At 40.4% G+C, this 25,470-nt stretch carries 25 protein-coding genes and 2 tRNA genes; 16 read left to right on the top strand and 11 right to left on the bottom strand.

The genetic code is table 11. The features are described 5' to 3' along the window. Window positions 1-66 precede the first annotated feature (66 nt). The gene (locus tag V2H41_RS06345; protein WP_330974296.1) at window positions 67-1,752 is read right to left on the bottom strand and encodes an amino acid permease; all 1,686 of its coding nucleotides are present in this window, start codon (window positions 1,750-1,752) and stop codon (window positions 67-69) included. Between the two features lie 176 nt (window positions 1,753-1,928). Here V2H41_RS06345 and V2H41_RS06340 point away from each other — a divergent pair, with 176 nt between their 5' ends. Together V2H41_RS06340 and V2H41_RS06335 are read left to right on the top strand one after the other, a co-directional pair. Then, complete coding sequence (locus V2H41_RS06340) at window positions 1,929-3,305, top strand: dicarboxylate/amino acid:cation symporter (RefSeq protein ID WP_330974295.1); 1,377 nt, start codon at window positions 1,929-1,931, stop codon at window positions 3,303-3,305. 157 nt (window positions 3,306-3,462) lie between these two features. Next, window positions 3,463-4,194, top strand: a complete 732-nt coding sequence (locus tag V2H41_RS06335; protein WP_330974294.1) for a DedA family protein — start codon at window positions 3,463-3,465, stop codon at window positions 4,192-4,194. 55 nt (window positions 4,195-4,249) lie between these two features. Here the strand turns inward: V2H41_RS06335 and V2H41_RS06330 are convergent, their stop codons facing one another. Then, on the bottom strand, window positions 4,250-5,305 hold the full coding sequence (locus V2H41_RS06330; protein ID WP_330974293.1) for an RluA family pseudouridine synthase: 1,056 nt from the start codon (window positions 5,303-5,305) through the stop codon (window positions 4,250-4,252). A gap of 111 nt (window positions 5,306-5,416) precedes the next feature. Here V2H41_RS06330 and lipB point away from each other — a divergent pair, with 111 nt between their 5' ends. Beyond that, window positions 5,417-6,151, top strand: a complete 735-nt coding sequence (gene lipB, locus V2H41_RS06325) for a lipoyl(octanoyl) transferase LipB (protein WP_330974292.1) — start codon at window positions 5,417-5,419, stop codon at window positions 6,149-6,151. 53 nt (window positions 6,152-6,204) lie between these two features. Here the strand turns inward: lipB and V2H41_RS06320 are convergent, their stop codons facing one another. From V2H41_RS06320 to recN, 3 genes are all read right to left on the bottom strand, one after another. Then, window positions 6,205-7,026 (bottom strand): enoyl-ACP reductase FabI, encoded by an 822-nt coding sequence (locus tag V2H41_RS06320; RefSeq protein ID WP_330974291.1) that lies wholly within the window; start codon window positions 7,024-7,026, stop codon window positions 6,205-6,207. 80 nt (window positions 7,027-7,106) lie between these two features. Further along, on the bottom strand, window positions 7,107-7,934 hold the full coding sequence (locus V2H41_RS06315; protein WP_330974290.1) for a phosphatase PAP2 family protein: 828 nt from the start codon (window positions 7,932-7,934) through the stop codon (window positions 7,107-7,109). Between the two features lie 245 nt (window positions 7,935-8,179). Beyond that, window positions 8,180-9,835 carry a DNA repair protein RecN gene (gene recN / locus V2H41_RS06310; protein WP_330974289.1) on the bottom strand — a complete coding sequence of 552 codons (1,656 nt, stop codon included), beginning with the start codon at window positions 9,833-9,835 and terminating at the stop codon, window positions 8,180-8,182. Window positions 9,836-10,363: 528 nt separating this feature from the next. Here recN and aroQ point away from each other — a divergent pair. Both aroQ and V2H41_RS06300 read left to right on the top strand, forming a co-directional pair. After that, window positions 10,364-10,786, top strand: a complete 423-nt coding sequence (aroQ, locus tag V2H41_RS06305; protein WP_330974288.1) for a type II 3-dehydroquinate dehydratase — start codon at window positions 10,364-10,366, stop codon at window positions 10,784-10,786. Window positions 10,787-10,852: 66 nt separating this feature from the next. Continuing rightward, on the top strand, window positions 10,853-12,088 hold the full coding sequence (locus V2H41_RS06300; RefSeq protein WP_330974287.1) for an MFS transporter: 1,236 nt from the start codon (window positions 10,853-10,855) through the stop codon (window positions 12,086-12,088). Here the strand turns inward: V2H41_RS06300 and V2H41_RS06295 are convergent. Genes V2H41_RS06295 through rfaE1 form a run of 3 tightly spaced genes read right to left on the bottom strand, consistent with a single transcriptional unit; the run spans window position 12,073 to window position 14,576 of the window. Continuing rightward, window positions 12,073-13,074 (bottom strand): glycosyltransferase family 9 protein, encoded by a 1,002-nt coding sequence (locus V2H41_RS06295; RefSeq protein ID WP_330974286.1) that lies wholly within the window; start codon window positions 13,072-13,074, stop codon window positions 12,073-12,075. The genes V2H41_RS06300 and V2H41_RS06295 overlap by 16 nt on opposite strands. Before the next feature lie 10 nt (window positions 13,075-13,084). Further along, window positions 13,085-13,597: a D-glycero-beta-D-manno-heptose 1-phosphate adenylyltransferase gene (rfaE2, locus tag V2H41_RS06290; protein WP_330974285.1), complete on the bottom strand. Its 513-nt coding sequence runs from the start codon at window positions 13,595-13,597 to the stop codon at window positions 13,085-13,087. Continuing rightward, window positions 13,590-14,576, bottom strand: coding sequence for a D-glycero-beta-D-manno-heptose-7-phosphate kinase (rfaE1, locus tag V2H41_RS06285; protein WP_330974284.1), 987 nt, complete (start codon window positions 14,574-14,576; stop codon window positions 13,590-13,592). The genes rfaE2 and rfaE1 overlap by 8 nt, the downstream gene beginning before the upstream one ends. 115 nt (window positions 14,577-14,691) lie before the next feature. On the opposite strand from rfaE1, the gene V2H41_RS06280 reads away from it, so the two are divergent. After that, the gene (locus tag V2H41_RS06280) at window positions 14,692-16,185 is read left to right on the top strand and encodes a S41 family peptidase (RefSeq protein WP_330974283.1); all 1,494 of its coding nucleotides are present in this window, start codon (window positions 14,692-14,694) and stop codon (window positions 16,183-16,185) included. Between the two features lie 3 nt (window positions 16,186-16,188). Here V2H41_RS06280 and V2H41_RS06275 read toward each other — a convergent pair whose 3' ends face one another. From V2H41_RS06275 to V2H41_RS06265, 3 genes are all read right to left on the bottom strand, one after another. Further along, window positions 16,189-16,440 carry a hypothetical protein gene (locus tag V2H41_RS06275; RefSeq protein ID WP_330974282.1) on the bottom strand — a complete coding sequence of 84 codons (252 nt, stop codon included), beginning with the start codon at window positions 16,438-16,440 and terminating at the stop codon, window positions 16,189-16,191. 44 nt (window positions 16,441-16,484) lie between these two features. Then, a complete protein-coding gene (locus V2H41_RS06270; protein ID WP_330974281.1) occupies window positions 16,485-17,663 on the bottom strand; it encodes a M20 metallopeptidase family protein in 1,179 nt (392 codons plus the stop codon). A gap of 110 nt (window positions 17,664-17,773) precedes the next feature. Beyond that, entirely contained in the window at window positions 17,774-18,208 is a 435-nt protein-coding gene (locus V2H41_RS06265) for an SPOR domain-containing protein (protein ID WP_330974280.1), read from the bottom strand. A gap of 107 nt (window positions 18,209-18,315) precedes the next feature. On the opposite strand from V2H41_RS06265, the gene V2H41_RS06260 reads away from it, so the two are divergent. From V2H41_RS06260 to V2H41_RS06220, 10 genes are all read left to right on the top strand, one after another. After that, window positions 18,316-18,546, top strand: coding sequence for a uroporphyrinogen decarboxylase (locus tag V2H41_RS06260; protein WP_330974279.1), 231 nt, complete (start codon window positions 18,316-18,318; stop codon window positions 18,544-18,546). A 133-nt stretch (window positions 18,547-18,679) separates the two neighbouring features. Continuing rightward, a complete protein-coding gene (locus V2H41_RS06255; protein ID WP_330974278.1) occupies window positions 18,680-19,699 on the top strand; it encodes a glycosyltransferase family 2 protein in 1,020 nt (339 codons plus the stop codon). A 107-nt stretch (window positions 19,700-19,806) separates the two neighbouring features. Further along, entirely contained in the window at window positions 19,807-20,046 is a 240-nt protein-coding gene (locus V2H41_RS06250) for a hypothetical protein (RefSeq protein ID WP_330974277.1), read from the top strand. 92 nt (window positions 20,047-20,138) lie between these two features. Further along, window positions 20,139-20,211: transfer RNA gene (locus V2H41_RS06245), tRNA-Gly, on the top strand. Window positions 20,212-20,265: 54 nt separating this feature from the next. Continuing rightward, window positions 20,266-20,351: transfer RNA gene (locus V2H41_RS06240), tRNA-Leu, on the top strand. 199 nt (window positions 20,352-20,550) lie between these two features. After that, on the top strand, window positions 20,551-21,072 hold the full coding sequence (locus V2H41_RS06235; RefSeq protein ID WP_330974276.1) for an RNA polymerase sigma factor: 522 nt from the start codon (window positions 20,551-20,553) through the stop codon (window positions 21,070-21,072). 52 nt (window positions 21,073-21,124) lie between these two features. Next, window positions 21,125-21,688 (top strand): FecR domain-containing protein, encoded by a 564-nt coding sequence (locus tag V2H41_RS06230; protein WP_330974275.1) that lies wholly within the window; start codon window positions 21,125-21,127, stop codon window positions 21,686-21,688. Between the two features lie 256 nt (window positions 21,689-21,944). Continuing rightward, window positions 21,945-22,163 carry a DUF4974 domain-containing protein gene (locus tag V2H41_RS13950; RefSeq protein WP_419784736.1) on the top strand — a complete coding sequence of 73 codons (219 nt, stop codon included), beginning with the start codon at window positions 21,945-21,947 and terminating at the stop codon, window positions 22,161-22,163. Continuing rightward, window positions 22,159-24,594: a SusC/RagA family TonB-linked outer membrane protein gene (locus V2H41_RS06225; protein WP_330974526.1), complete on the top strand. Its 2,436-nt coding sequence runs from the start codon at window positions 22,159-22,161 to the stop codon at window positions 24,592-24,594. The genes V2H41_RS13950 and V2H41_RS06225 overlap by 5 nt, the downstream gene beginning before the upstream one ends. Then, window positions 24,594-25,469, top strand: coding sequence for a SusC/RagA family TonB-linked outer membrane protein (locus tag V2H41_RS06220; RefSeq protein ID WP_330974274.1), 876 nt, complete (start codon window positions 24,594-24,596; stop codon window positions 25,467-25,469). The genes V2H41_RS06225 and V2H41_RS06220 overlap by 1 nt, the downstream gene beginning before the upstream one ends. The last annotated feature ends 1 nt before the right edge of the window (window position 25,470 follow it).

The following is a 25,470-nucleotide window of genomic DNA, read 5'->3' as shown; positions in this document are numbered from 1 at the left end:
CGGGGCTGAAAATAAAAAGGCTGTCAACAGACAGCCTTTTGAATAAACAATATATTTCAGACATTGCTAGTTTCCTGCATTGATATTAGGTTGATAGCCTCGTCTAGTGAAATAAATTACCAGATGTATTACAGCAATAAACATAGAGAAGTAGAACAGGGCATTGTCGGGAACATCTGTGGTGTAATGATGTACCAGCGCAATGATCGCCAGCAGAATGGCAAGCACGATACCTGTGTTAGATACTGTTTTATAGCTACGGCTATCGTGTTTATCCTTGTTGAGCTTACTGTGTTTAATTCCGTAATACAGATAGATGTCCAATCCTATGAGCATCCATACAATCAGACGAATCCATGTATCGAATGGAAGGAAAGACATCATACCAAAGCATACTATAATACCGAGAATAGGCACCAGCGGTACTAGCGGTGTTTTGAATGCACGAGGGGCATCGGGATTAGATTTTCTTAATATCATCACACCAATGCATACCAGAATAAATGCAAACAGCGTACCGATACTGGTCATCTCACCCACTACGCGCCCGGGAATAAATGCGGCAAACATACTAACCAACACCATGAAGAACAGGTTGGATTTAGAGGGAGTACGGAATTTGGGATGCACGGTTGAGAAGAATTTGGGTAAAAGGCCGTCTGAACTCATAGAGTAGAACACGCGGCTTTGTCCTAATAGCATCACCAGAATTACCGATGCGTAACCCAATAAAATGGCAATGATAATGGTATTATTCAGCCAGGGATAAGCAGGCGTAATATTGCCTGCGGCATCGACTTCTCCCATATGTTCGATAGCAATAGCAACCGGAGCCAGGTGATCTGCTGTACTACCGGCACCAAATTGTGTATAATGTACTACACCTACCATTACATATGCGAAAACGATATATAATGCGGTACAAATGAGTAATGAGCCCATAATACCAATGGGCATAGCACGTTTAGGGTTTTTGGTTTCCTGAGCTGCAGTAGAAACTGCGTCAAATCCGATATAGGCAAAGAATACAACTGCTGCTGCACGAATGATTCCTGTCCACCCAAACTTTCCGAATGTGCCTTCGTTTTCAGGAATCAGGGGCTGCAGGTTTTCAGGTTTTACATATTTTATACCTACCAAAATAAAAGCAAGTACAATACCTACTTTCAGAATTACAATGATAGTGTTTACAAAGGCAGACTCGCTGGTTCCTTTGATAAGTACTAAAGACATTAATACTACGATAAATACAGCCGGTAAATTCAAAATACCGTGAGTAACCCCATCGGCGGCTACATCAAAGGGTGTCATCATCAGCTCCGGTGGTAGCGCCACACCGAAGGAGGCTAAAAGTTTACCCAGATATCCCGACCAACTAGATGCTACCGTTGCTGCACCCACGGCGTATTCCAATACAAGGTCCCAGCCTATAATCCAGGCGATAAATTCTCCCATGGTAGCATAGCTGTATGTATAAGCACTTCCTGCTACAGGAATCATACTTGCAAACTCTGCATAACATAGACCGGCAAAGGCACAACCTAATGCAGCAATTGCAAAAGATATCATGATGCCCGGGCCCGCATAATTAGCCGCCGCAACGCCGGTGATAGAGAACAGGCCTGCTCCTATAATCGCTCCTATTCCAAGAGCAACAAGCGACCAAGAGGTGAGTGTTTTCTTTAGGCCCTTTTCAGATTCCTGAGCTTCTGAGAATAAAAGATGGAGTGGTTTCTTTACAAATAATCCCATGTGGTACGCGCTTTAAGTGGTATATTAATTTTTTTTTAACCTTTTACGAGAGAAAAATAAGGAATAATTATAAAATAGTGCTCAAATTTTTATTCACGCAGCAATTTTTGGAATTGCATCAATAATTTTTTGCTTTTGAATGCAAACCTTTAGTTTTGGAACATATACGCATAATTATGAATAAAAGGAAATCAGGCCTACTTGCGCTTGCGACTTTTACTTTAGTTGCGATTTTGCATATTATAAGTTTTAAAGCTATAAGCCTTCCTCAAGAAGTGCTATTTACTTCACGATGGCTATTTATTCTTACCCTTATCATCTTTGCTTGGTATAAGAAATCTCTTACCACATGGATCTTGACGGCCATGGCAATGGGTGTGGAAATAGGGGTAGATTTTCCCGCTTTCTCTCAGAATCTTCAGTTTTTAAGTAAAATATTTCTACGGCTGGTTAAAACCATTGTGGCCCCGTTGCTATTTGCAACATTGGTAGTAGGTATTGCTGGGCACAGTAACTTGAAACAAGTGGGAAGAATGGGGTGGAAGTCTTTATTGTATTTTGAAATAGTTACCACCTTCGCACTGATTATCGGTATTGTATTTATTAATATTACTAAGGCGGGCTCTGGAATTGTTGTTCCTGAGGCTTTGTTATCCGAGCTGCCACCTGCTGTTGAAAAAACCTGGCAGGATCATATCATTGATATTTTTCCTGAGAATATTGTAAAATCGATATACGAAGGCAATGTTTTGCCTATTGTGGTATTTAGCGTGATTTTCGGTATCGCCTTAGCAATGCTTCCAGAGCAGCGTAAGCGGCCTATGCTAGAGTTCACCGAAAGTTTGGCAGAAACCATGTTTAAATTTACTAATATTATAATGCATTTTGCGCCGTTTGGTGTGGGTGCAGCTATTGCTGTAACAGTAGGTCATCTAGGGATTGATATTTTAAAAAATCTGGGATTACTACTCATTACCCTCTATCTGGCTCTGCTTACATTTATACTATTGATATTATTACCTATTGTTCTGTTCATTGCTAAAATTCCGCTAAGGAAATTTATTCAGGCTATCAGAGAGCCGGTTTCTATTGCATTTGCTACCACCAGTTCGGACTCGGCCCTACCCAAAGCACTGGAAAATATGGAAAAATTTGGCGTGCCTCGAAAAGTCGTGTCCTTTGTTATTCCTACAGGATATACTTTTAATCTGGATGGTACTACGCTATATTTATCGTTAGCATCCATATTTGTGGCACAAGCTGTAGGTATGGATCTGTCAATAGGAGAACAGCTCTTGATTGGCCTTTCTTTGATGTTAACCAGTAAGGGGGTGGCTGCAGTGCCTAGAGCGTCATTAGTAATATTGATTGCTACAGCGCATACTTTTGGTTTGCCCTTATGGCCTATAATGGCGATTTATGGTATCGATGAGCTCATGGATATGGCAAGAACCAGTGTAAATGTAATGGGTAATACCTTGGCAAGTTGTGTAATTGCCCGTTGGGAGGGAGAGTTTGACGATGCAAAAGCGGTAGCATTTGTTGACGAATAATACTAAAAACGATAATATTTATATTATTTTTTACCACCACTACAACTTTATTTTTGTTTGTTTGTTGAAGTGGGTAATTGCTTGATAGATAACAAATATGAATCCGTTATCTTTAGGTTTTCATTTTGCATACGGAGCAAACGAATAAATTATTGGCATGATTGAATTATTGAGCACAGATTTTCACTGGACCGAATTGTTGCAACCTCAATGGTATATTGAGAACGGTGGCTTGTGGTTATTATTATTTGTGGTATTTGCCGAAACAGGTTTGTTTGCAGGCTTTTTTCTCCCCGGAGATAGCTTATTATTCGTTGCCGGCATCTATGCTCATAAAATAGGAGAGGGGGCTAGCGCAGCGCCAGGACTGTCTTATCAGTTTATGAAGTTGATAGGTTTGGAGCATATACAGAATGAATGGGTAGACTTAATTGTATTATGGGCATTAATTTCATTATGTGGTATTCTAGGAAATATGGTGGGATACTGGACAGGACGTAAAGTAGGTCCTGCTATGTATAATTGGAAAGAAAATTTCTTCTTCAAGCGCCGATATCTGGAGCAAGCTCATGAGTTTTATGAGAAAAATGGAGGATTTGCAATTATTGTAGCAAGATTTTTGCCCTTTATCCGAACCTTCGCGCCCATTGTTGCAGGCATTGTGCAAATGAATCGAGCAAAGTTCATGCTTTATAATATTATCGGCTCTTTGGCATGGGTATTCAGTATGGTATTTGCCGGCCATTTCTTGCAAAAATGGTTGCTCAAAGCCACAGGTTTTGATTTGAAAGAGCATCTTGAGGTAATTGTTCTAGGAATCGTGCTGATTACAACATTACCTGTGATCATAAAATTAATCAGCGGAAAGAAGAAGAAAACTGAGGAATAGCACTGACTCAAAGAAAATAAAAAAAAGACCTTCGAAAGGTCTTTTTTTATTTGTATTATTCGTTTTTTCGGGTAAGAACACTGCTGATGTATCTACGCCATTTTTCAATAACTTGCTCTATGTCGGCAGGGATGTCCGATTCAAAGAAAACTTTCTCTCCAGTGGCAGGATGAGTAAAGCCCAATGTTTTTGCATGTAAGGCTTGACGTGGACAAATAGCAAAACAATTTTCTACAAATTGCTTGTACTTGGCATATATGGTGCCTTTTACGATCTTATCACCTCCATAAAAATCATCGTTAAACAGAGGATGCCCGATATGTTTCATATGTACACGTATCTGGTGCGTGCGTCCAGTTTCAAGAACACATTGCACCAGTGTTACATACCCAAATCGTTCCAACACTTTATAATGCGTAATGGCTTCCTTACCATGATCGCCTTCAGGATAGGCTTCAAATAACTTTCGATATCGAAGGTTACGCCCTACATGAGCAATAATGGTGCCTTCATCCTGCTCTACATCGCCCCAAACCAGCGCAATATATTTGCGGTCAACTGTGTGATCGAAAAACTGTTTAGCCAAATGCCGCATGGCCAGTTCTGTTTTGGCCAGCACCAAAAGTCCGCTTGTGTTTTTATCAATGCGGTGCACCAAACCAAAGCGAGGAAGTTTTTCAATATCTACGCCTGCGTTTTGCTGCAAGTGCCATGCAATACCGTTTAGGAGGGTGCCGTCGTAATTACCACTGCCGGGATGTACTACCATGCCGGCCTCTTTATTTACTATTATTACATGGTCGTCTTCATGAAAAATATTCAGCGGTATGTTTTGTGGTATAACTTCGTTTTCCTCAGGTGCAGTATCGGTGTATACAACAATCTCCTGATTAGGTTTTACTTTAAAATTGGGTTTTACCTCCTGTCCATTCACTAATACCATTTTATTGTGAATAGCTTGTTGTATTTTATTACGTGTAGCACCTTCAATGCGGTTCATCAGAAACTTATCGATGCGATAGGGTTCCTGTCCGGCATCGGTTTTGAAAACAAACTTCTGGTACAGTGCTTCGTTGCTGTCTAAATCGGTATATTTTTCCTCCTCGTTCATTGGCTGCAAAGTTATAGGGATTGAGGTTTTGAACCGATTGTATTTATTTTTGTTGTTTGAATAAATGCTTTGAGGTATTATTATGCTTAAATTATTCTAAACAGGATTGTAGTGAGGCAGCAAATTTATTTTCAGGATCTGGGTAACATGCGGTATAAGGATGCATGGGACTATCAAGAGCAACTGTTACAGCAAAATGTTGCGGCAAAAACCCGTCTAAGAGAGCTGGAAGATGCCGGCCAGTTGGAACTTACTGCAGATAGACCGGATACCTGCCATTACCTCTTGTTTGTGGAGCACCCTCCTGTATTTACTTTAGGGAAAAGCGGTAATATCAATAATGTATTACTGAGTGAAGAGCATTTGGCAAAACAGGGTATCGACTTTTTCCGTATCAATCGAGGAGGGGATGTCACTTTTCATGGGCCAGAACAACTTGTAGGGTATCCCATTCTTGATTTGGAAAAGTTTTATACAGATATAGGCCGATACCTCCGCAATATAGAGGAGGTGATTATTCTTACATTAGCCGATTATGGCCTAAAGGGGGAACGTTCGCCCGGCGAAACCGGCGTGTGGCTAGATCCTGACAAAAGAGGCTACGAAAGGAAAATCTGCGCTATTGGCGTGCGCACCAGTAGGTGGATAACCATGCATGGATTCGCTCTAAATGTGAATACCAATCTGAACTACTTCAATATGATTGTTCCCTGTGGGATACAGGGCAAGCAGGTAACTTCGCTCGAAAAGGAACTGGGGAGAAAGGTGGATATGGAAGAAGTAAAGGAGCGTGTTAAAAAGAACTTTGAAAAAGTTTTTGAAGCGGAAATGGTGGATATGCCTTAAAGTATGTATGAAATCGATAAAAAATAAAGCCCGCATTGAAGCGGGCTTTAATATTATGCGTCGGGTTTCATTGCGTTCAAAACTTTGTCAGTAACACCTGTGAAGCTGAATCCTCCATCGTGGAAGAGATTTTGCATGGTAACATATCTTGTAAGATCGCTGAACATTACGGCTATGTAGTCTGCACAGGCTTCAGCGGGAGCATTGCCCAGCGGACTCATTTTTTCAGCATAAGAAAGGAAGCTATCGAAGCCCTGTACACCGCTACCTGCTGTGGTAGGGGTGGGCGATTGTGAGATGGTGTTCACGCGTACTTTCTTTCTTTCGCCGTAATAATAGCCGAACATTCTGGTAATGCTTTCCAGTAATGCTTTTGCATCGGCCATTTCGTTGTAGGAAGGGAATACACGTTGGGCAGCAATGTATGTAAGTGCCACAACGCTTGCATGTTCGTTCAATGCATCCAGCTCCCAACAGGTTTTCAATACCTTGTGAAGGCTCACGGAGGATATGTCAAATGTTTTCTGATTCCAATCGTAGTTCAATTCGGTGTAGGGTTTACCTTTACGCACGTTCAATCCCATTCCTACGGAGTGTAAAATAAAATCGATGCCACCGCCGAAGTGTTCCATCGATTTTTCGATAAGATTTTTAAGGTCATCCACATTGGTAACGTCTGCTCCAATTACAGGGGCATTACCGCATATTTCTGACAGTTTGTTAATAGTTCCCATGCGTAATGCTACCGGAGCATTGGTAAGTACCAGTTGCGCCCCTTCTTCATAACATTTCAGCGCTGCTTTCCAGGCAATGGATTTTTCGTCCAGAGCACCAAATATGATTCCTTTTTTCCCTTTTAAAAGATTATAAGCCATAGTTTATTCATTAGGGCAGTAAAAGTAAGAAGATATTTGTAAATACAGGAATGTATCAATTTCGCCCTAAGAAAGACGGATTAATATGTGCGTACCAAACGATGTCTTTTTCGGTGGTGGTGATACACCGCTTTAGTAACAAAATGCCCCAATGCGGCACCTATGAACACATCGCTAGCCCAATGACGGTTATGATATAGGCGCGATATTCCCGTCATAGAAGCTAGGGTATAGGCTACGGGAGCTATCCATTTTTTATCAGGAAACTCTTCTGCTAATGATGTAGCGATGGCAAAAGCAATGGTAGTATGTCCTGAGGGAAATGATTTGTATCGTACCTTAGAGAAGGGGGGTGCAAAATCAAATGGGTTATCGGTGACGTCGGGGCGGCCCCGTCGAATTATGTTCTTGGAAAGGGTAAATATGGTAGAAGATATTACTACCGCTTTACTACCCCTTAATCCAATACTTTGCATTTTTTTGTTTCCGCTAGCTAGGCCCACTACATACACAGCAGGGAAGGCGCATAGCCCATAAACATCGCCCATTTGTTTTACACCGTTGGCTACAGCTGTTACGGTTGACTGGTTTTGATTGTGTAAAAAGAAGTGTCTGATTTCTTTATCGGCGAGCATGAGTGCACCTGTGCCCCCGATCACTGCTGAAAATTTGAGCCAGTCTTTTTGCCTCCAATGCGCCGGACGAGATAGGGTATAGGTAAAGTCCTGTATACCGTTTACGATAAAGTCTTTATTTAATTTTTCATATTCATCATTTGGTTCAGAAAGGGTATCGGTGGTAAGATAAGGGTTCTCGGAAGCCTGCGGGTGCATTTCGGTTTGCCCGTAGGCTGTAATACCGCTAATGGTTAGATAGAGGGATATGTAAAGATGATAGATTCGAGGCACTGCGTTACAATACGGTTCAGAGAGTTAATGAGTTAAATAATCATACAATTTTATGATGAGAAATAAATTAAGTAGATAAAGCGCTCCTATCATCAAAAATAAGGCTAAAGCATAACATGCAATTTTTAGTATGCTGCTACTCTTGGTTAATTTGCGATTCAAGTATCGATACAAATAAAAACCTGCCAGCCCTATCAGCAAGGTAGTACTAAGGAGCAACATCAGTTTCAAAAAAGCCATGGCAGTTATTGTTCAATCATTTCGCGGGCATTTTGGATAGCAGCTGCTGTAGGCGTAGCACCACTTAGCATTTGGGCAATAGCAGTAACACGTTCTTCCGTGCTCAGCTGCCTGATATTGGTAACTACTTTATTGCCTATATTTTCTTTATAAACAAAGAAGTGTGCATCGGCTTTACCTGCAATCTGTGGCTGGTGGGTGATACAGATTACTTGTCTGTTTTTTGCCAGCTGTTTCATGATGATACCTACCTGTTTGGCAGCCTCACCTGAGATGCCCGTATCAATTTCATCAAAAATTAAAGTGGGCATATCCATTTTTTCCGCAACCAAGCTTTTAATGCATAGCATAAGCCGGCTCAGTTCTCCACCACTAGCTACTTTATTTATGGGTTTGTATTGTCCGCTTTTATTAGCGTCAAATAAAAATTCGATATCATCAATGCCATCCTGTGCAGGTTCTCTGGTATTGAGGACTACTTTTAGTGAGGCATTGGGCATACCTACCTGGGTGAGCATTTCCTTTACTTTTTTTTCAAAAGCGGGAAGTTGCTTTTTTCTTGCTTGGGATATTTTTTCTCCGATAGCGTAAACTTCTTTTTCAAAGTTTGCTACTTGTTTTTCTAATTCGGCTATTTGGTCGCCGATATTTAAAACGGCTTGTAGTTTTTCTTCCAGCTGTTGCTGTATCTTCAGCAATTCATTAGTGGAAGCAACGCCGTGTTTTTTTTGGAGGCGATAGCCAGCTGAAAGGCGCTCATTGATGACTTCAATTCTTTCTGCATCGTATAGGATGCTGTCGTTAACACGTTCTAGTTCTGAGGCAATATCACTCAGTTCTATTTGGGCGCTGCGCAATCTTTCGGTGAGCTCTGGCAAGTCCTGATGGTACTCGGAATAACTATTCAACAGTTGGGACAGACTTTTGAGTTGTTGAGTAATAGGTTGTTCCCCTTCCGCTAGTTCACCATAAGCGCGTACCAAAGCAGATTTAATGCCTTCGGCATTCGAAAGCATTTTCAATTCTGTTTCTAGTTGTTCTAGCTCATTTTCTTGTAGCGCCAATGCTGCCAATTCATCGTATTGGAATTGGTTATAATCGCTTTCTTTCTCAAACTGATGTTTTTGTTCTAACAGCTCTTGTAATGCTTTCTGACTTTGTCTCCAACTGATATAAGCTGAACGATACTTTTCAAGAAAATTGTGTGTGTCAGCAAGTGCGTCTAGAACGTTAGTCTGAAACTGCCTGTCACTGAGCGAAAGGGTATCGAATTGTTGATGCAGGTCTACCAGCATCTCACTGAGTTCATGAAGCTGTGTAAGCGTAACCGGAGTGTCATTGATAAAAGCCCTACTTTTACCGGCATTGGTGATTTCCCTTCTTACGCTGAGTACGGGTTGTTCATCCAAATCGTTTTCCTTTAAGAAACGCTGGATGGCCTCATTGTCCTCTGCAGAGAAGCTGCCTTCAATAATACATTTCTTTTCCTTATTTACCAGGGCTGAGGTGTCTGCGCGTTCTCCCAGTATCAGATTCAGGGCGCCGATGATAATGGATTTACCGGCACCGGTTTCGCCAGTGATAATATTCATGCCGCTGGAAAAGTCGATTTCCAGCTCATCTATAATGGCGTAGTTGTTTATGAACAGATGCTGTAACACGTAGCAAATTTAATGGTTATGCTATTTCACCACCGAAAGAAAGTGTAAATTAGCTGTACTAATGTTTGTAATTGTTCAAGATTTATCATATTGACGGATTTGAAATAAAGGTTTATTTAAAATTCCAATCGGTGCACCTGGTGGCCAATTATGCTCTACGGCGTTGTGCTCGAAAGCGAGTGGCCAATATGGATCGTTTATGTAGGCAGGTGTTGGATGATTATCGCAGTTTCTACGGGAAAGACCTAAAGATTAAGATAGATTCATTAGTAACGGAAGTACTTGGGCATGTGTATGCTTATGAGATATTGCTTTTTTTAAGAAAATTGTTGCCTTTAGGGCTGCTTAAGTGGCTTTCTCTACGGGCTTGCAGTATAGATTGTGGAGAAAAGAAACGAGATGCTAATCGTTGGATCTGGGATTGGTGTGGAAAGGTTAGAGCTTTTCTTTCAAGGTTTGCGAAATAGTGACATTATTCTTCGGGCAATTACTATATATTAGCCCCCAAATTATTTAATTAGCTATACAATGAAAATAGCCATTATTAATGGACCCAATCTTAATCTGTTGGGAGAAAGGGAGCCGGGTATTTACGGCTCGGATAGTTTTGAATCATTTTTAGAGAAATTAAAGCAACGCTATCCTGATGTTTCTTTTCAATATTATCAGAGTAATGTAGAAGGGGAGCTGGTAAATGCTTTACAGCAATATGCAAGAGAAGTGGATGGTATTATTCTGAACCCCGCCGCTTATACCCATACCTCGGTAGCTATAGGAGATTGTATTGCCGCCATAAAAGTGCCGGTTATAGAAGTGCATATCAGCAATGTACATGCTCGGGAAGAATTCAGGAAGCTATCTCACGTAAGTGCTAAAGCTGTAGGAACGATTTGCGGACTTGGCTTAGATGGTTACAGACTTGCGGTAGAATACTTTCTCAACAAATCATGATTGCTTTTGACTTTGAATACTAGAAGTGTTTTTTGAAAACGCCATTTGAAAAATACAAATAGACACATGCAAAACCAAACTAAAACGTCCTCTATTTTTAGTATTACTGTAATTGTTGCTGCACTAGGGTATTTTGTAGATATTTATGATCTTTTGTTATTTGGTATCATACGAGTTCCGAGCCTTAAGGAATTAGGTCTTACACCCGAACAGATAACTGTGGATGGGGAAAGTATTTTGTCCTGGCAAATGTTTGGTCTGATGTTAGGTGGTATTATCTGGGGTGTATTGGGAGATAAAAGAGGTAGGTCGAGTGTACTCTTTGGGTCGATACTCTTGTACTCGTTGGCTAATATTGCTAATGGTTTTGTACAAACAGTAGATCAATATAAGTGGATTAGATTTATTGCCGGTATTGGGCTGGCGGGTGAGTTAGGCGCAGGAGTAACGCTAGTAGTAGAATCGCTGCCTAAGGAAAAACGAGGTATTGGCGCTTCGATTGTTGCCGGATTTGGTATCACCGGAGCAATAGCTGCCTTTTTTATAAAAGAAAACTTTCACTGGCGTACCTGTTACTTTATAGGCGGAGGGTTAGGGTTGATTTTATTATTACTGCGCGTATCGGTACTGGAGTCATCCATGTTTAAGAATATGAAAGAAAAATCAGTACAGCGCGGAAATTTTATTATGCTCATCAATAACGGCAATCGTCTGGTACGTTATATTCAAAGCATACTGATTGGCGTGCCTACCTGGCTTGTAATCGGCGTGCTAATTACTTTCAGCAGAGAATTTGGTAAGGAGTTTGGTATTGCCGAGGAAATTGACCCGGGCAAGGCCATCATGTTTGCTTATGCAGGTTTAGCTCTGGGTGATGTTACCATCGGGCTAGTAAGCCAGTGGCTGAAAAGCCGAAAAAAGGCTTTGTATGTATTTTATGCCCTTACTTCCATTTGCCTCGTGCTTTATTTTACCGTTTTGTGGAACGGTAGCGCTTCGGTAATGTATGCTATTTGTGGTGCCCTAGGATTTGCCGCAGGATTCTGGGCTGTTTTCGTAACGGTAGGTGCCGAGCAATTTGGAACCAATCTGAGAGCCACTGCTGCAACTACCATCCCCAATATGGTGAGAGGAACCGTACCGCTAATGCTACTTTTATTTCAGTTTTTAAGAAATCTGCCCGGAGTGGGATATGTGAAAGGAGGTATTTATACTTCGATTATAGTATTTGCAATCTGTACGCTGGCGGTGATTACTTCCAGAGAAACATTCCACAAGGATCTAAATTACGAGGAAGTGTAAGGATTAAAATACTTTTTACAAAACGATACGATTGCGTCTTCCTGAATGAGGTGCATACAATTGAAGTGTCCCTTCGGGCATTGCGCCAGTCCATATTTAGAGCAGGGACGACAGGATAGTTTTACGCCGGCGACCAATGAATGGTCGATTTTGTAAGGCTGTACACCCAGCAATTCGGGAACAGTGCTTCCCCAGATGGATGCGATCGGTTTATTAAAAGCCTCTGCAATATGAGTGAGTCCGGTATCAAAACCAATGATTACATTGGCCTTCGATACTAGAAAAACAGATTCATCCAGGTTGGTTTTGCCACATGCGTTATATACACCGGGGCCACATGATTCAGCTACAAACGTTCCGTTATCTTTTACATCATTACCGCCAAGCAGTACAACTGGATAGGGGAGCTTTTTACACAGTGATACGATTTTTTCATTCGGCATCCGCTTAGTGAAATGAGCGGCACCAATGATAAAAGCTACATATCCTTGCTGATGGCTTGGGGGAAGTAAGTCGGATAAGTGGTGCTGATTTTTGATAAAATAATCAATGGGTCTATTATCGTTGACTACACCTAAGGGGGCAGCTGCTTTAAGATAACGGTCTACCAGATGCACCGGAGGCACCAATTGCTTGCGAAGCTTTAGGCTGAGCCATTTTTGTATTGTTTGTTTGTTATAGGTATAGGATTTAATTCCTGTGGCCAGCTTAATGATACGAGTACGCAGGTTACTGTGCAGGTCAATAATACAATCATATCCCTCGCTTTTGATTTCTTTGATGGTATCGCCCAGTTTTTCTTTCAGTAAGAGTAGTTTGTCTACATAAGGATTGCCTTCATAGATATATTTGAAGGCAGGCTTGGTAATAAAATGTACCTCGCAGTGTGGTAGTTGTTGTTTGATACAACGTACTACCGGGGTGGTGTAGATGACATCCCCCAAAGAACTAAAGCGAATGACTAATATTTTTTTAGGAATTGACAAGGATACGTTGTTATTGTTGAGATGAAGTACTTTTTATAATCTTATCAATGATAGTGGTGGTAGACAAACCTTCCACAAAAGGTATGATTTTAACTTCACCACCATTGGCTATTACTTCTTTGGCTCCTACAATATTTTCAATTTGATAATCGGCAGATTTTACTAGTACATCAGGTTGTAAAGTGGTGATAAGCTTAATAGGAGTGTCTTCCTCAAAAAGTACCACCGCATCCACAAAGAAAAGAGCAGCCAACAATGTGGCTCTGTCTTGCTGACTGATAATCGGGCGTTGTTCACCCTTTAGTCTTTTTACTGATGCATCACTATTAAGCCCAACAATAAGACACTCTCCCTCGGTACGGGCATTGCTTAGGGATTGTACATGTCCGGCATGTAGTATGTCAAAAACCCCATTAGTGAATACCACTTTTCTCTGCTGTGCTTTCCACTCCCGACGCAAAGCCAGTGCTTGTTCCAACGATACAATCTTACTGTTGATAATATCCTGTATGTTTTTATTCATGATGGTCCAGTAAGGATAAAATTTCTTCTATGGTAACGGCCACACTGCCCACTTTACTTACTGCAATCGCGGCAGCATAATTAGCTAGCTCGCAAGCCTGTGTAATATCTATTCCCAAAGCGATAAAATATCCCAGTGAGGCAAATACGGTATCCCCGGCACCGGTTACATCAAATACTTCTTTGGCTTTTACCGGAAAGTTCCAAAAGTTCTTTTTAGATACAAGAGCAATACCTTCTTCCGATTTGGTTACGACCAAGTATTGTGTTCTCGTTTTTTTCAACAGCTTTTGTGCTGCGCTCAATAATTCCTGGTCGCTTTGTATCTTTTCGGTTACGGTAGCTTCTGCCAGTTCTCTTTTATTGGGCTTAATCAACCAGGCGCCGGTATATTTTTCGTAATGCAGTCCTTTGGGGTCCACCATCACTTTTTTGCCGGCTTCGTTGCACAAGGCGATGACCTTCTGTGTGAAGCTATATGTTAGCAGTCCTTTATTATAGTCAGAGAGCATTACTATATCGGCCTTTCTGATTTTAGCATCCAGTTTTTTAAATAGTTTGGCTTCTACTTCCGGAGCTATGTCGTGTACATGTTCTCTATCTATCCGTAGTAATTGATGGGTGCCTGCCATAATACGCGTTTTAAGCGTAGTAGAGCGGGAATTATCCATTACTATTGCCTGCACGTCTACATTTTCTCTCTTCAGCTGTTCATGCACGATGGCTGATATAGCGTCGTTGCCAGTAACACCACAAATCGACACTTTAGCATTGAGTCGGTAAAGGTTCTGGGCAACATTGGCTGCACCTCCCAAGGTAATGGTTTCGTTTTTTACATTTACTACGGGAACCGGGGCCTCTGGCGAAATACGGCTGGCTGTTCCCCATACATAGCGATCGGCCATGATGTCGCCAATTACCAGAATGTGGGGCTTTTTTTTGCCATTGGTTAGTAAACGTATCTGTTGTTTCTTGATCATGTAATACAAATGCTGGTGCTAAAATAGGGGCTTTTAAGTAATGTTTTCAAGGTATGATAAAATTAAATCTATTTGTAACTTCGTAGAATGCCGTACCTCCACATAAAAATAGAAAATGAAAAGATGGATTCTTATTGTTAGTGTGCTTTTGGCGGCGGTTGCTTGTAAAAAGTCGGAAATTGTTCCTCCCGATACGGAAGATCCTACTCCTCAGCCCAGTAAAAACGAAAATGAGTTGATTGCGGATTCCGTATTTCTATTCTCCAAGGAAATTTACTATTGGCAGGATAAAATCGGTTCCGTAACCTATGATATGTTTAACCCTTTACAGTATTTGAAGCCAGAAGCTTTAAATACGGCCAAAGCCGTGATCGGAGCAGTTAGAAATTATAACGAGTGGGATAAGGCAAAAGGGTATAGCTATGCCGAAAACTATAGCGGAGATGGAGCCAGCAGTAAAGCAGCAATGGTTGAATCTAGTTATGGGTTTGATGTAAAGCCGGCCTGGAAAACCAGAACCCCCGATGCGCCCATCGCCGCCAACTTTGAAGGTTGGTATGTCTCGTATGTGTATCCCGATTCTGATGCAGGCAAAAAAGGCGTTCAAAGAGGGATGAAGCTCCTTAGCGTGGATGGTACTCCAATGGGGAATACAGCAGCTGCAGTGGCTATCCTCAATAACATGCTATATTATGAGACTTTAAAATCCGTTAATGCACAGTTTTTGAAACCCAACGGAGATACGCTACAGGTGAACATAAGCATTACTTCTTTTGTGCCCAATTCATTGTTGTATGCTAGTATATTTACTACTCCGAAAAGTAAGAAAGTAGGCTATCTGGTGTACAATTTTTTTGATCGTCTGTCAGACAGTAAAGCCCAACTTGATTCCTTATTTAATGCATTTCGAGCACAGCATTTAGACGCTGTGGTTATTGATTTGCGATATAATCGGGGAGGATATACCGAAACACAGGATTATTTGACCAATCATGTGGCCCCTCTGAGTGCGCACAACAAACTCATGTATCGTTATCATTTCAATAGTAATTTACAGACGGGGAATTATACTGCTCTTAAAACCCGATATCCCGCCAGTCGGGTATTTGCACTGGATTATGCAAGTAATAATATTAAATTCAATACCCTGACCTCGCTGAATACGGACAATATATATATCATCACAAGCAATGAAACCGCCTCTTCTAGTGAATTGTTTATCAATAATCTTAAACCGCAATTGGGCGATAAACTGGTGTTGATTGGAGATGATGTTACAAGGGGTAAGCCGGTGGGTTTTTTCCCGATTCATTTGTTTAAGAAGGTAACTTTTTGGACAGTATCATTTATGACTAAAAATGGCCAGGATGAAGCGGTGCCTTATGAAGGATTTGTTCCTGAGTATCTTGTTTACGATGCTGTAGATCGGCCTTGGGGCGATGTAAGCGAGGAGTGTCTGTCGGCGGCTATCAAGTTAGTTGATGGGCTAGAGGTGCCGCGGAGTTCTCATCTCATTGTTCCTTCTCGGTCCATTATTCCATCGCCGCACTCACAACGCTTGCGTAAGGAGCGTATGACGGATAATATGTTGCTGACGCGGGAAGAATAAATTTTACTTTTTCTTCTTCTTATTACAGAACAAACAACATTTATTCGCCTTTTCTTTTTTTACGGGGGCGGGTGCAGCAGCACTATCGTAAGGCGCTACTTTCTTGAGGTCCGGCTTAGTGATAGGTGGTCGGGTAATGCGTGTGTTCTCATTTTCAATTATATAATCTCTGGCACTTTTCAGCGTGTCCGGTGTGGTTTGCGCCATCGCATGCATCCCACCACAGCAAACTAGGGCTAGAAAAAACGCTTTCATATCTTCTTTTATAATACAGATGCAAAAATGGATCCAAAGGTTGATTACCATTGTTCCACGGAAGCTCCCAACCAGGCCATCATTCCCATGCCGATTTCAATAGCCGATTCGTCTATATCAAATACGGGAGTATGTACGTTGCGAATATTGTTGGGATCTTGCATCACTCCCAGGCGATAAAAACAACCGGGAATTTTTTGTGTATAGTATCCGAAGTCTTCAGCTCCCATGCGAATCTCAGTTTCTTCTACTTTATCGATGCCCATAAATGCTACAGCTTTTTGTCTAGCCGCCTCTGTAAGCGCTTCGTGATTGTATACGGTAGGATAGCCAACATCGATATGAAGATCCAGTTCTCCGCCCATCGATTTTACTAGATCTTCGGATGTCTTTCTGATAAGATCGTGCGCTTCAAAGCGCCAGTTTTCATCCATAGCTCTGAAAGTACCCATCAGCTTTACTTCGGAAGGAATAACATTAGTGGTAGTACCTCCATTAAAGGCGGTGATGGATAAAACGGAAGGCGTAAAAGGATTCTTTCTGCGACTGATAATCTGCTGTAGTGCGATTACCAGATGAGAAGCAATTAAAATAGGATCTACCGTCAGATGTGGTGAAGCTGCGTGGCCTCCTTTACCTTTTATGGTAAAATACAGCTCATCGGCACTGGCCATGACCTTCCCGGCTCTGAAGCTTACTTTGCCTGTTTGAAGTCCGGGATGTACGTGTAGCCCGAAAATCGCAGTAGGAGCGGGGTTTTCTAACACGCCTTCGTTGATTAAAAGGCTGGCACCTCCCGGATTTTTCTCTTCCCCGGGCTGAAAGATGAGTTTTACCGTGCCTTCCCATTCATCTTTTAATTCCTGTAAGATTTTGGCGGCACCCAACAAACAGGTGGTATGTACATCGTGCCCACAGGCGTGCATGATGCCTTCGTGTTTCGATTTGTAAGGGACATCATTAGCCTCTGTAATGGGCAGCGCATCCATATCGGCACGAAGTGCAATCACTCTTTTATCCGGATTTTTACCTTTGATGAGGCCTATGACACCGGTTTGTGCCTTTATTTCGAAAGGAATATTGTATTCGCTTAATTTTTGTTGTACAAAAGCAGCTGTTTCAAATTCCTGATAGCTTAATTCAGGATGTGCATGCAAATGACGCCTGATGTCAATAAATTCAGGAGCGTATTGTTTTGCAAGAAGTTTTATTTTATCAATCATCTGACAAACGTACAGAAAATTTTCATGTCATTATTATCCGACGAAGGATAAAGTGTACACTGGTCTCAGTTGCTTTTGTAAGCAGGATAAAAGAAGACGGGTAAGTATAACTATTCTGATGATTCGGTTTCTTCAGGCTTTACTTCTACCGTATCGTTCATAATAAAAATATTGCCCGGAAATATAGAAGCCAGTTTTTTCTGATAGGCCTGAGCATCGTTGCGGGAAATAAAATTGCCAGCCTTCACTTTGTAGTAAGGAGCCTGATACCACATATAGGCTTTTAATTCTGGAAAATGCGTCAGTAATTTTGTACGCGCGGCAATAGCTTCATTGCGATTATTGCTGCTGATGATGAGCAGTCTATATCCCTTTGCCGTTCTGCGTTTGGCAGAGTTACGTGTAGAAAGATTGTTGGCCTCTGCTTGCTTTTTAAGTAGCACATCGATGCGTGGATCCTTGTATATATTAATGCTGCCTGTAGACTGGGCATAAAGTTGTGTCGTCATCAGTAATGCACTAAAAAGAATAACTAATTTCATCATGTTTTATAGTTTTTGAAAGTAAGGTTTGTAAAAATAAATCCCTACCTTTCTATAGCTGTAGAATTTAAAGTTTTATACAAATTTACACTCATGTTAAAAATATCACCATGGATACCATAGAGCTTATTGGTTATATAGCTACTTTACTTTTGGTAATTTCATTCGTACCTAATAACGTAAAGACGATTCGTTCCCTCAACTGTGTTGCATGTGTATTTTTTGTTATATATGGCATCTTGCTGGGAAACAAATGGCCTATTATTATCAGCAACGGCATGATTGCTTGTATTCATCTATATTATTTGTTCAAATCCAAAGCCACTGCTTTAAATAGCTAAATTTTCAGGTATTTATTACAAAAAGAATGCCGCTCTCGCCATCTTCTAGCGGGTTCAACACGTATTGTTAAATATCATCCACTTTTGATAAAAGATTCGTATTGCCTCGTTTACATTATTATTTTTGCCAGTAATGCATCCCTCAGTAGCAATAGTTATCCTTAACTGGAATGGTAAAAAATACCTGCAGGATTTTTTGCCCCATCTGGTAGTATCTACATATAGTAACTACCGGATTATTGTGGCTGATAACCATTCTACTGATGATTCGGTATCATTCCTAAAAACGTATTATCCGCAGATTGAAATAATTCAGCTGAGCGAGAATTATGGATTTGCAAAGGGCTATAACCTGGCTTTGCAGCAGGTTGAGGCGGATTATTACATTTTGCTAAACTCCGATGTTAAAGTGGAGCCGGGCTGGATTGAACCCATGGTAGCGCTGCTGGAAAAGGATACTTCTCTAGCGGCATGCCAACCCAAGCTGCGGGCATTTACGCATCCCCAGTATTTTGAATATGCGGGTGCAGCCGGTGGTTGGTTGGATCATTACGGCTATCCTTTTGCTATGGGAAGGATCTTTGATGTTTCGGAAGAAGATTATGGGCAATATGATCAGCCTAGGTATATATTTTGGGCCAGTGGGGCGGCTTTATTTATCCGTGCCAAAGTATTTCATGAGGCGGGCGGATTTGATAATTATTTTTTTGCTCATCAAGAGGAAATCGATTTGTGCTGGCGCATTCAACTTTTGGGGTATAAAATATCCAGTTGTCCGGCATCGGTTGTGTATCATGTAGGAGGAGGCACATTGCCCAAAGGCAATTCTTTGAAAACGTATCTGAATTTCCGCAACAATAATATCATGTTGTATAAAAATATGCATGGCTTGCGGAAATGGTATGTTCTGGCGGTACGTTCTGTGCTGGACTTTGTATCGGCCCTGAAAAATCTATTGAGGGGCGACGGAGGGTACTTTATAGCCGTATGCAGTGCACATCTATCTTTTATAAAATGGATAGTGGCCGATCGTAAAAAGAGTGTTTTCCCCAAATATAGAAAAGGCGATTTGTATGGTTATCTCAGAAAAAATATTGTGTGGCTCCATTTTGTAAAAGGAAAGAAAAAGTTTTCGGAATTGGTAGAGGAGTGAAATGACGAATTTTACTATCTTGCCGGCCGATTGTAAAAAATGCTGTGCCGATAGTGATGGTTATTAGCGACGTTTACACTATTTTTGCAAAACAATAACCGTAATACATGAAACAGTTAGATATTGAAGAATTAAAAGAGCAGGAATACCAAGAAAGTTTAAAAAGATATGAGAAGAATGATTTTGCTCAAAGCTGGGTAAGATCTTCTGCATACATCTTTTATTTGAGTATTGCATGTTTCTTTTTAATGACCTGGGGAGGTTGTTACAGACTGTACACTAAAAAGTTTGAAAAGCCTCAAGTACACGTTCAAGAAAGCTCTTTGTATACACCGAAATACAAATAATTTTTTCGGAATTTTTTTTGGAAGAAATTAATAAACTCTTATTTTTGCATCCCCTTCGACAAGCAGGGGGCATCAATAAAAAAGTTCTTTTTGCGGAAGTAGCTCATTTGGTAGAGCACAACCTTGCCAAGGTTGGGGTGGCCGGTTCGAGCCCGGTCTTCCGCTCTTCAGAGATCCTCTCCTTAACGAGAGGATTTTTTTTGACGGTTCTACACGTCAGCCCTGGTGGTGGAATTGGTAGACACGCAGGACTTAAAATCCTGTGGCCAGCAATGGCTGTGCGGGTTCAAGTCCCGCCTGGGGCACTAAAAGCCTCTCGAGGAGAGGCTTTTTTTATTTTTCAACTTCTTTTACCTCCAATCTTTAGATGCTTTTAATTTTATCACACAAGCTTTTTCATTGTGTTCGTAGAAAAGGTAGTTTTTTGTTGAAAATCGCTTTTGGAAAATTTTGTGTATTATGTTGTACATGGCATAATGAACTGTTAGAAAACTTTTTTTCCTAATGAGCGAATTCGATCAGGCATATTTTGAGACAATTTATTTTGAAAACTACGACAGACTATATACTGCTTTTTTGAAAAGAACCGGGTCTGATATTATTGCTCAAGAACTTACACAGCTTACTTTTATCAAACTCTGGCAATACCGTCATTCCTATTCCTTTGAACTTTCTGCAATTTTGCAGCTGAATCGAAAAGCTAAGCAAGTTTTTATTGATTGGTTGAGAAAAGAAGCACATCAGCGTAAATTAATAGCGCAGTTAAAGGAATATGTAATACCGGAAAATCCTACTTCTAAAATTGAGCTCTCCGATACCCTAAAATTAGCTATTCAGAAGTTGCCTCCCGTTCGCAAAAAAGTATTTACCCTAGCTTATATAGAAGGCTTTTCACAGAAAGAAATAGCTGAAAGTTTGGGTATTTCTGTAAAAACCGTCGATGCTCATATTCAGAAAGCCTTGAAACAACTTCGTAAAAATTTGTGTTGGATAGCCATTTTGACCGTACTATCTCATAGTGCTTAAAAAAAATCGTACCGGTAGGGGATTTTTATTTTTTAAACGTACAATATAATTGATGGGTAATTCTCCTGACCAACACAAGATTGAGGATTTTCTTGCAAATCGAAGTATGCCACCCGATGCCGATGAGGTTCACGCTTATCTCAGTACACATCCAGAGGCACTAGATGCAATCAGATTGATGGAAGATGTGGATCCTTATGAGATAGTGGAGCGACCCTGTGAAGAGAAGATTAAGGGGCTAAATAGGGTGTTTGCCAGAAAAAGACTTTTTATTTCTACAATTAGATGGTTAGCTGCTGCCTGTATTGTAGGAGGATTGATAATCGGAGCGATTATTTGGAGGAAAGTTATTAATGAGAGGCCAGTAGAGGGTGGCACCACTGCAATAGTAGTGAACAATCCCAATACGGGGATGCTCCATTATTTCTTACCGGATAGCTCAGTAGCGATATTGGATAAAGATGCTGCAATAAGTTTTCAGTCCGATTATATCTTACACAGAACTGTATATGTTACAAGTGGCAATGTATTGTTTCGTGTAAGGAAAAATTCCGATAGTCCGTTTTCTGTTATAGCAAATGGTATTAGTACAACGGCCATTGGAACACAGTTTTGAGTTCAAAAAATAAGTAATGATGTTTTAACTGTTAAGCTTACAGAGGGTAAAGTATATATTCATTCGGTAGACAGTTCGTTCAGGATGGATACAGTATTTTTGACGCCCGGTCAAAGTTGTTATATAAACAAACCGTTTGGGACGGTACATATAGCAGAAGATAGATTAAATAAGGAGCGCGCGTATAAAAAAAACTAATGTAAATCGACAAACATTCATAGAGGATCAGAATACGATTGTTTGGACAAATGATAAGATGTTATTAATGGGGGCCAAGCTTAAAAATGTGTTGATCAATCTTGAGAAGCGGTATCACGTGAAGATCGTTGCCTTAGATACTTCCATTTATGATGCTTCTATTACCGGGCAAATATTTTACAATGACTCTTTGGAAACCTTAATAAGAGCTATCTGCGATTTAAACAAGCTAGTATATGAAAGAGATAAAGATACCATATACTTAAAGCGTAATTAATAAAAATACATGTTTTTATGTTTTCAGGCAATCCAAATGCAATCGTGCAACCAATAAAATAAGTAAATATGCTAAGACCTCTCAAACATTTATTGCTTTTGTTCCTTTCCTGTTTTGCTTTTCTTGGCGTCTCAGCACAGAAACCGTAAACGGAAAAATTCTTTCAGAGTCAGGGGAAAGTCTTTCTTCTGTAACAGTTATAGTGGAAAATATAACTTCTGGTCAGCAACGAATGTTGTTGACAGATTCTTCTGGCATTTTTTCCATTCCTAACTTACATCCTGGCCAGCGCTACAATTTGTATTTTGAACATGTAGGATATCAAAGGGATTCTTTGAATAACTATCTAGTGTCAAATAATGAAAACAGTTTATTATTAATAAGGATGAGGCTGCTGCAATCAGAGCTAGGGGAAGTGGTTGTAGTTGGTTATGGTACCCAGAAAAAAGTAAATCTTACAGGCGCTGTATCTGTAATCAAGGGTGCGGATATTGAAACACGTCCTGTATTAAATGCTACGCAGAGTTTGCAAGGTTTGGTTCCGGGTTTGAATATCTCCGTAGGGACTAGTACGAAACCTGGACAGAGCTTTAACCTGAATATTCGTGGGGCGGGAAATCTGGCAGGCGGAGATGGCCCGTTTGTTTTAGTCGATGGCATGCCAATGGACCTTTCGGAGATTAATCCGAATGATATTGAATCTATTTCTGTATTAAAGGATGCAGCAGCTTCTGCTGTATATGGAGCTCGTGCTCCTTATGGTGTTATATTAATAACCACCAAAAAAGGAAAAGCTGATCGGATTATGCTCAACTATTCGGGCAATTACGGTTTTACACGGCCCGTAAAACTGCCTGATATGGTGAACTTGTATGAGTTTGCAAAATATTTTAATGCAGCAACATTTAATGCACAAGGCAGTAAGCAATATTCAGATGAAAAGCTGGAATTGTTGAAAAGATATGTTGAAAATCCTAAAGGCATAAATATTTTCCCAGAAGCAAATGATAATTATTTGTCTAATTGGGAAAATACAGCTAATGGGGTAGCAAATACTAACTGGTTTAAGTTCCATTACAAACCTTGGTCACATCGCCAAGCGCATAATTTGAGCTTAAGTGGTGGTAATAAAATTACCCAATATTTTGTCTCCGGGGGATATTATGATGAAGCAGGTCTTCTGCGTTTTGCTGACATGGATTATAATAGGTTAAACTTTAATAGTACCATTATTACACAACTTACAGATTGGTTAAAGTTTAAACTAAATACCAAAGTCACTAATGATAAATATACTGCTCCCTTTAGTATCAATGGAACTTTTGAGTCTTTGTTTATGCATAATTTGGCGAGAATGAGACCCAATATTTCGCCTTATGATCTTAATGGAAATTATAACGAGATTTCTAGTGTACCTTATTTTCAATCGGGATCTAAGTATACTAATAAAAATTTTACCCTAGCCTTATTGCCAGGTGTGGAAATAGAACCTCTAAAAAACTGGAAAATAATAGCTGATTTTAATATTCTAAAGAAAGATGGTCAGATTGAGACTTTGTTAATCCCTGGTGTAGTGTATGGAATTGACGGTACTCCTAAGTTGGTAAACCGATCAGAATTTGCTATTCCTATTGGAGGTAGTTATTCTAGAGAGGAAAATAATAATATTTACATATCTCCGAATATTTACACATCTTATAATTATTCCATCGATAGGAAACATAATTTCGGCATTATGGCCGGATTTCAGCAAGAGTTGAATCAATTTCGCTCTTTAACTTCTTCCGCTCAAGATTTAATTAGTTTTAATCGTCCGGGGATATCATTAACTACTACTACACCTACTACTAAAGAATCACGTAATGAATGGGCTACGAGAGGGTATTTTGGAAGATTGAGCTACAACTTTAGAGAAAAATATCTGATAGAGCTCAATGGCCGTTATGATGGTTCTTCTCGTTTTTCTCCTAACAATAGATGGGGATTCTTTCCATCGATGTCTGTGGGGTACAACATCGCTAAGGAGAACTTTATGAAGAATGTCACGTTCGTAAATAATCTAAAAATACGTGGTTCGTATGGTATGTTGGGGAACCAATCCGGGGCTGGTCTATATTCATATATTCAAACTATGGGTATTTCAGTTCCTGGTACCAATGGTTCAGGTCCTTCATGGTTTTTTCAGAACGGAAGAGAGGCTATAATTTATGCACCGGCTCCCTTTAATCAAAGTACTACCTGGGAAAAAGTGTTGACTAAAAATATTGGGTTAGATTTTGATCTTTTTGCTTACAAGCTTTCCGGTTCTTTGGATATTTATCAGCGAGAGACGAGGGATATGCTTGGTCCAACTTTTGATATTGCCGATTTGTTTGGGGGGGTGTTCCTGCAAGCAATAATGCAAATCTTCGTACTAATGGTTGGGAATTAATGTTGGCTTATCGTAACAGAATAGGTAATGATATTAATTACTCTATCACAGGTGTGATTTCTGATAACGTAACTGTTATCACCAAGTATGAGAATCCCACTTTCACTGATCCTGCTGGATCGTGGTATGTAGGTAAAAAGGTTGGTGAAATTTGGGGGTATCGAGCAAGTGGTTTGATTCAAACTCAGGAGGAAGCAGATGCGTTTAATCAACTGGATCATTCCTACATCAGCCCTGTAGCATGGAAACCTGGCGATGTACGTTATGTGGATTTAAATAATGATGGTAAGATTGATCGGGGTAATAACCGATTGGGAGATATGGGGGACTTAACCATTATTGGTAATACCTCTCCTCGGTATGCTTATTCTTTTACAGGCAATATTGAGTGGAAGGGGTTGTCTCTCTCTATTATGTTTCAAGGCATAGGGAAGCGTCATTATGCCCCCGGTGTAGGAGATGTGTATTTTTGGGGTTCGGGAGCTTTGGCACAGGTTACCGTATTTTCACAACATTTAGACTATTGGACTCCTGAGAATCCAAATGCTTATTATCCCAATCCTTATTCTGCTCCTGTAGGCTCTATTGGTTCTTTTGTTAATAAGACACAGCAAGTGAGTGATAGATATCTGCAAAATGCGGCTTATGTGAGATTAAAGAATGCGACTATAGGTTATAATCTACCTCGAGAGGTCATACAACGCATTAAATTAAGCAAGGTTCATCTCTATGTTTCGGGTGAAAACCTGCTTACGTTTACCAAACTTACTAAGATTTTCGATCCTGAAACTTTGGTTGGGGTAGGAGGAACTACCACCGGCAAAATTTATCCTCTTACACAGGTTTATTCCTTAGGTATAAACATCGGTTTATAAT

Source organism: Niabella digestorum (genome assembly GCF_036409055.1).
GTDB lineage: Bacteria > Bacteroidota > Bacteroidia > Chitinophagales > Chitinophagaceae > Niabella > Niabella composti.
Note: the sequence above shows the minus strand (reverse complement) of the source record. Positions and strands in the feature narration are given on the sequence as shown.

Coding starts and splice junctions, on each gene's coding strand:
- V2H41_RS13950 (WP_419784736.1), top strand. CDS start 21,945: ATGTTATTAATGGGGGCCAAGCTTAAAAATGTGTTGATCAATCTTGAG.
- V2H41_RS06265 (WP_330974280.1), bottom strand. CDS start 18,208: ATGATGAAATTAGTTATTCTTTTTAGTGCATTACTGATGACGACACAA.
- V2H41_RS06235 (WP_330974276.1), top strand. CDS start 20,551: ATGAGCGAATTCGATCAGGCATATTTTGAGACAATTTATTTTGAAAAC.
- V2H41_RS06260 (WP_330974279.1), top strand. CDS start 18,316: ATGGATACCATAGAGCTTATTGGTTATATAGCTACTTTACTTTTGGTA.
- rfaE2 (WP_330974285.1), bottom strand. CDS start 13,597: ATGAATAAAAACATACAGGATATTATCAACAGTAAGATTGTATCGTTG.
- V2H41_RS06270 (WP_330974281.1), bottom strand. CDS start 17,663: ATGATTGATAAAATAAAACTTCTTGCAAAACAATACGCTCCTGAATTT.
- V2H41_RS06280 (WP_330974283.1), top strand. CDS start 14,692: ATGAAAAGATGGATTCTTATTGTTAGTGTGCTTTTGGCGGCGGTTGCT.
- V2H41_RS06275 (WP_330974282.1), bottom strand. CDS start 16,440: ATGAAAGCGTTTTTTCTAGCCCTAGTTTGCTGTGGTGGGATGCATGCG.
- V2H41_RS06345 (WP_330974296.1), bottom strand. CDS start 1,752: ATGGGATTATTTGTAAAGAAACCACTCCATCTTTTATTCTCAGAAGCT.
- V2H41_RS06320 (WP_330974291.1), bottom strand. CDS start 7,026: ATGGCTTATAATCTTTTAAAAGGGAAAAAAGGAATCATATTTGGTGCT.
- V2H41_RS06230 (WP_330974275.1), top strand. CDS start 21,125: ATGGGTAATTCTCCTGACCAACACAAGATTGAGGATTTTCTTGCAAAT.
- V2H41_RS06255 (WP_330974278.1), top strand. CDS start 18,680: ATGCATCCCTCAGTAGCAATAGTTATCCTTAACTGGAATGGTAAAAAA.
- V2H41_RS06300 (WP_330974287.1), top strand. CDS start 10,853: ATGCAAAACCAAACTAAAACGTCCTCTATTTTTAGTATTACTGTAATT.
- V2H41_RS06250 (WP_330974277.1), top strand. CDS start 19,807: ATGAAACAGTTAGATATTGAAGAATTAAAAGAGCAGGAATACCAAGAA.
- rfaE1 (WP_330974284.1), bottom strand. CDS start 14,576: ATGATCAAGAAACAACAGATACGTTTACTAACCAATGGCAAAAAAAAG.
- V2H41_RS06340 (WP_330974295.1), top strand. CDS start 1,929: ATGAATAAAAGGAAATCAGGCCTACTTGCGCTTGCGACTTTTACTTTA.
- V2H41_RS06335 (WP_330974294.1), top strand. CDS start 3,463: ATGATTGAATTATTGAGCACAGATTTTCACTGGACCGAATTGTTGCAA.
- V2H41_RS06220 (WP_330974274.1), top strand. CDS start 24,594: ATGTTGGCTTATCGTAACAGAATAGGTAATGATATTAATTACTCTATC.
- V2H41_RS06330 (WP_330974293.1), bottom strand. CDS start 5,305: ATGAACGAGGAGGAAAAATATACCGATTTAGACAGCAACGAAGCACTG.
- aroQ (WP_330974288.1), top strand. CDS start 10,364: ATGAAAATAGCCATTATTAATGGACCCAATCTTAATCTGTTGGGAGAA.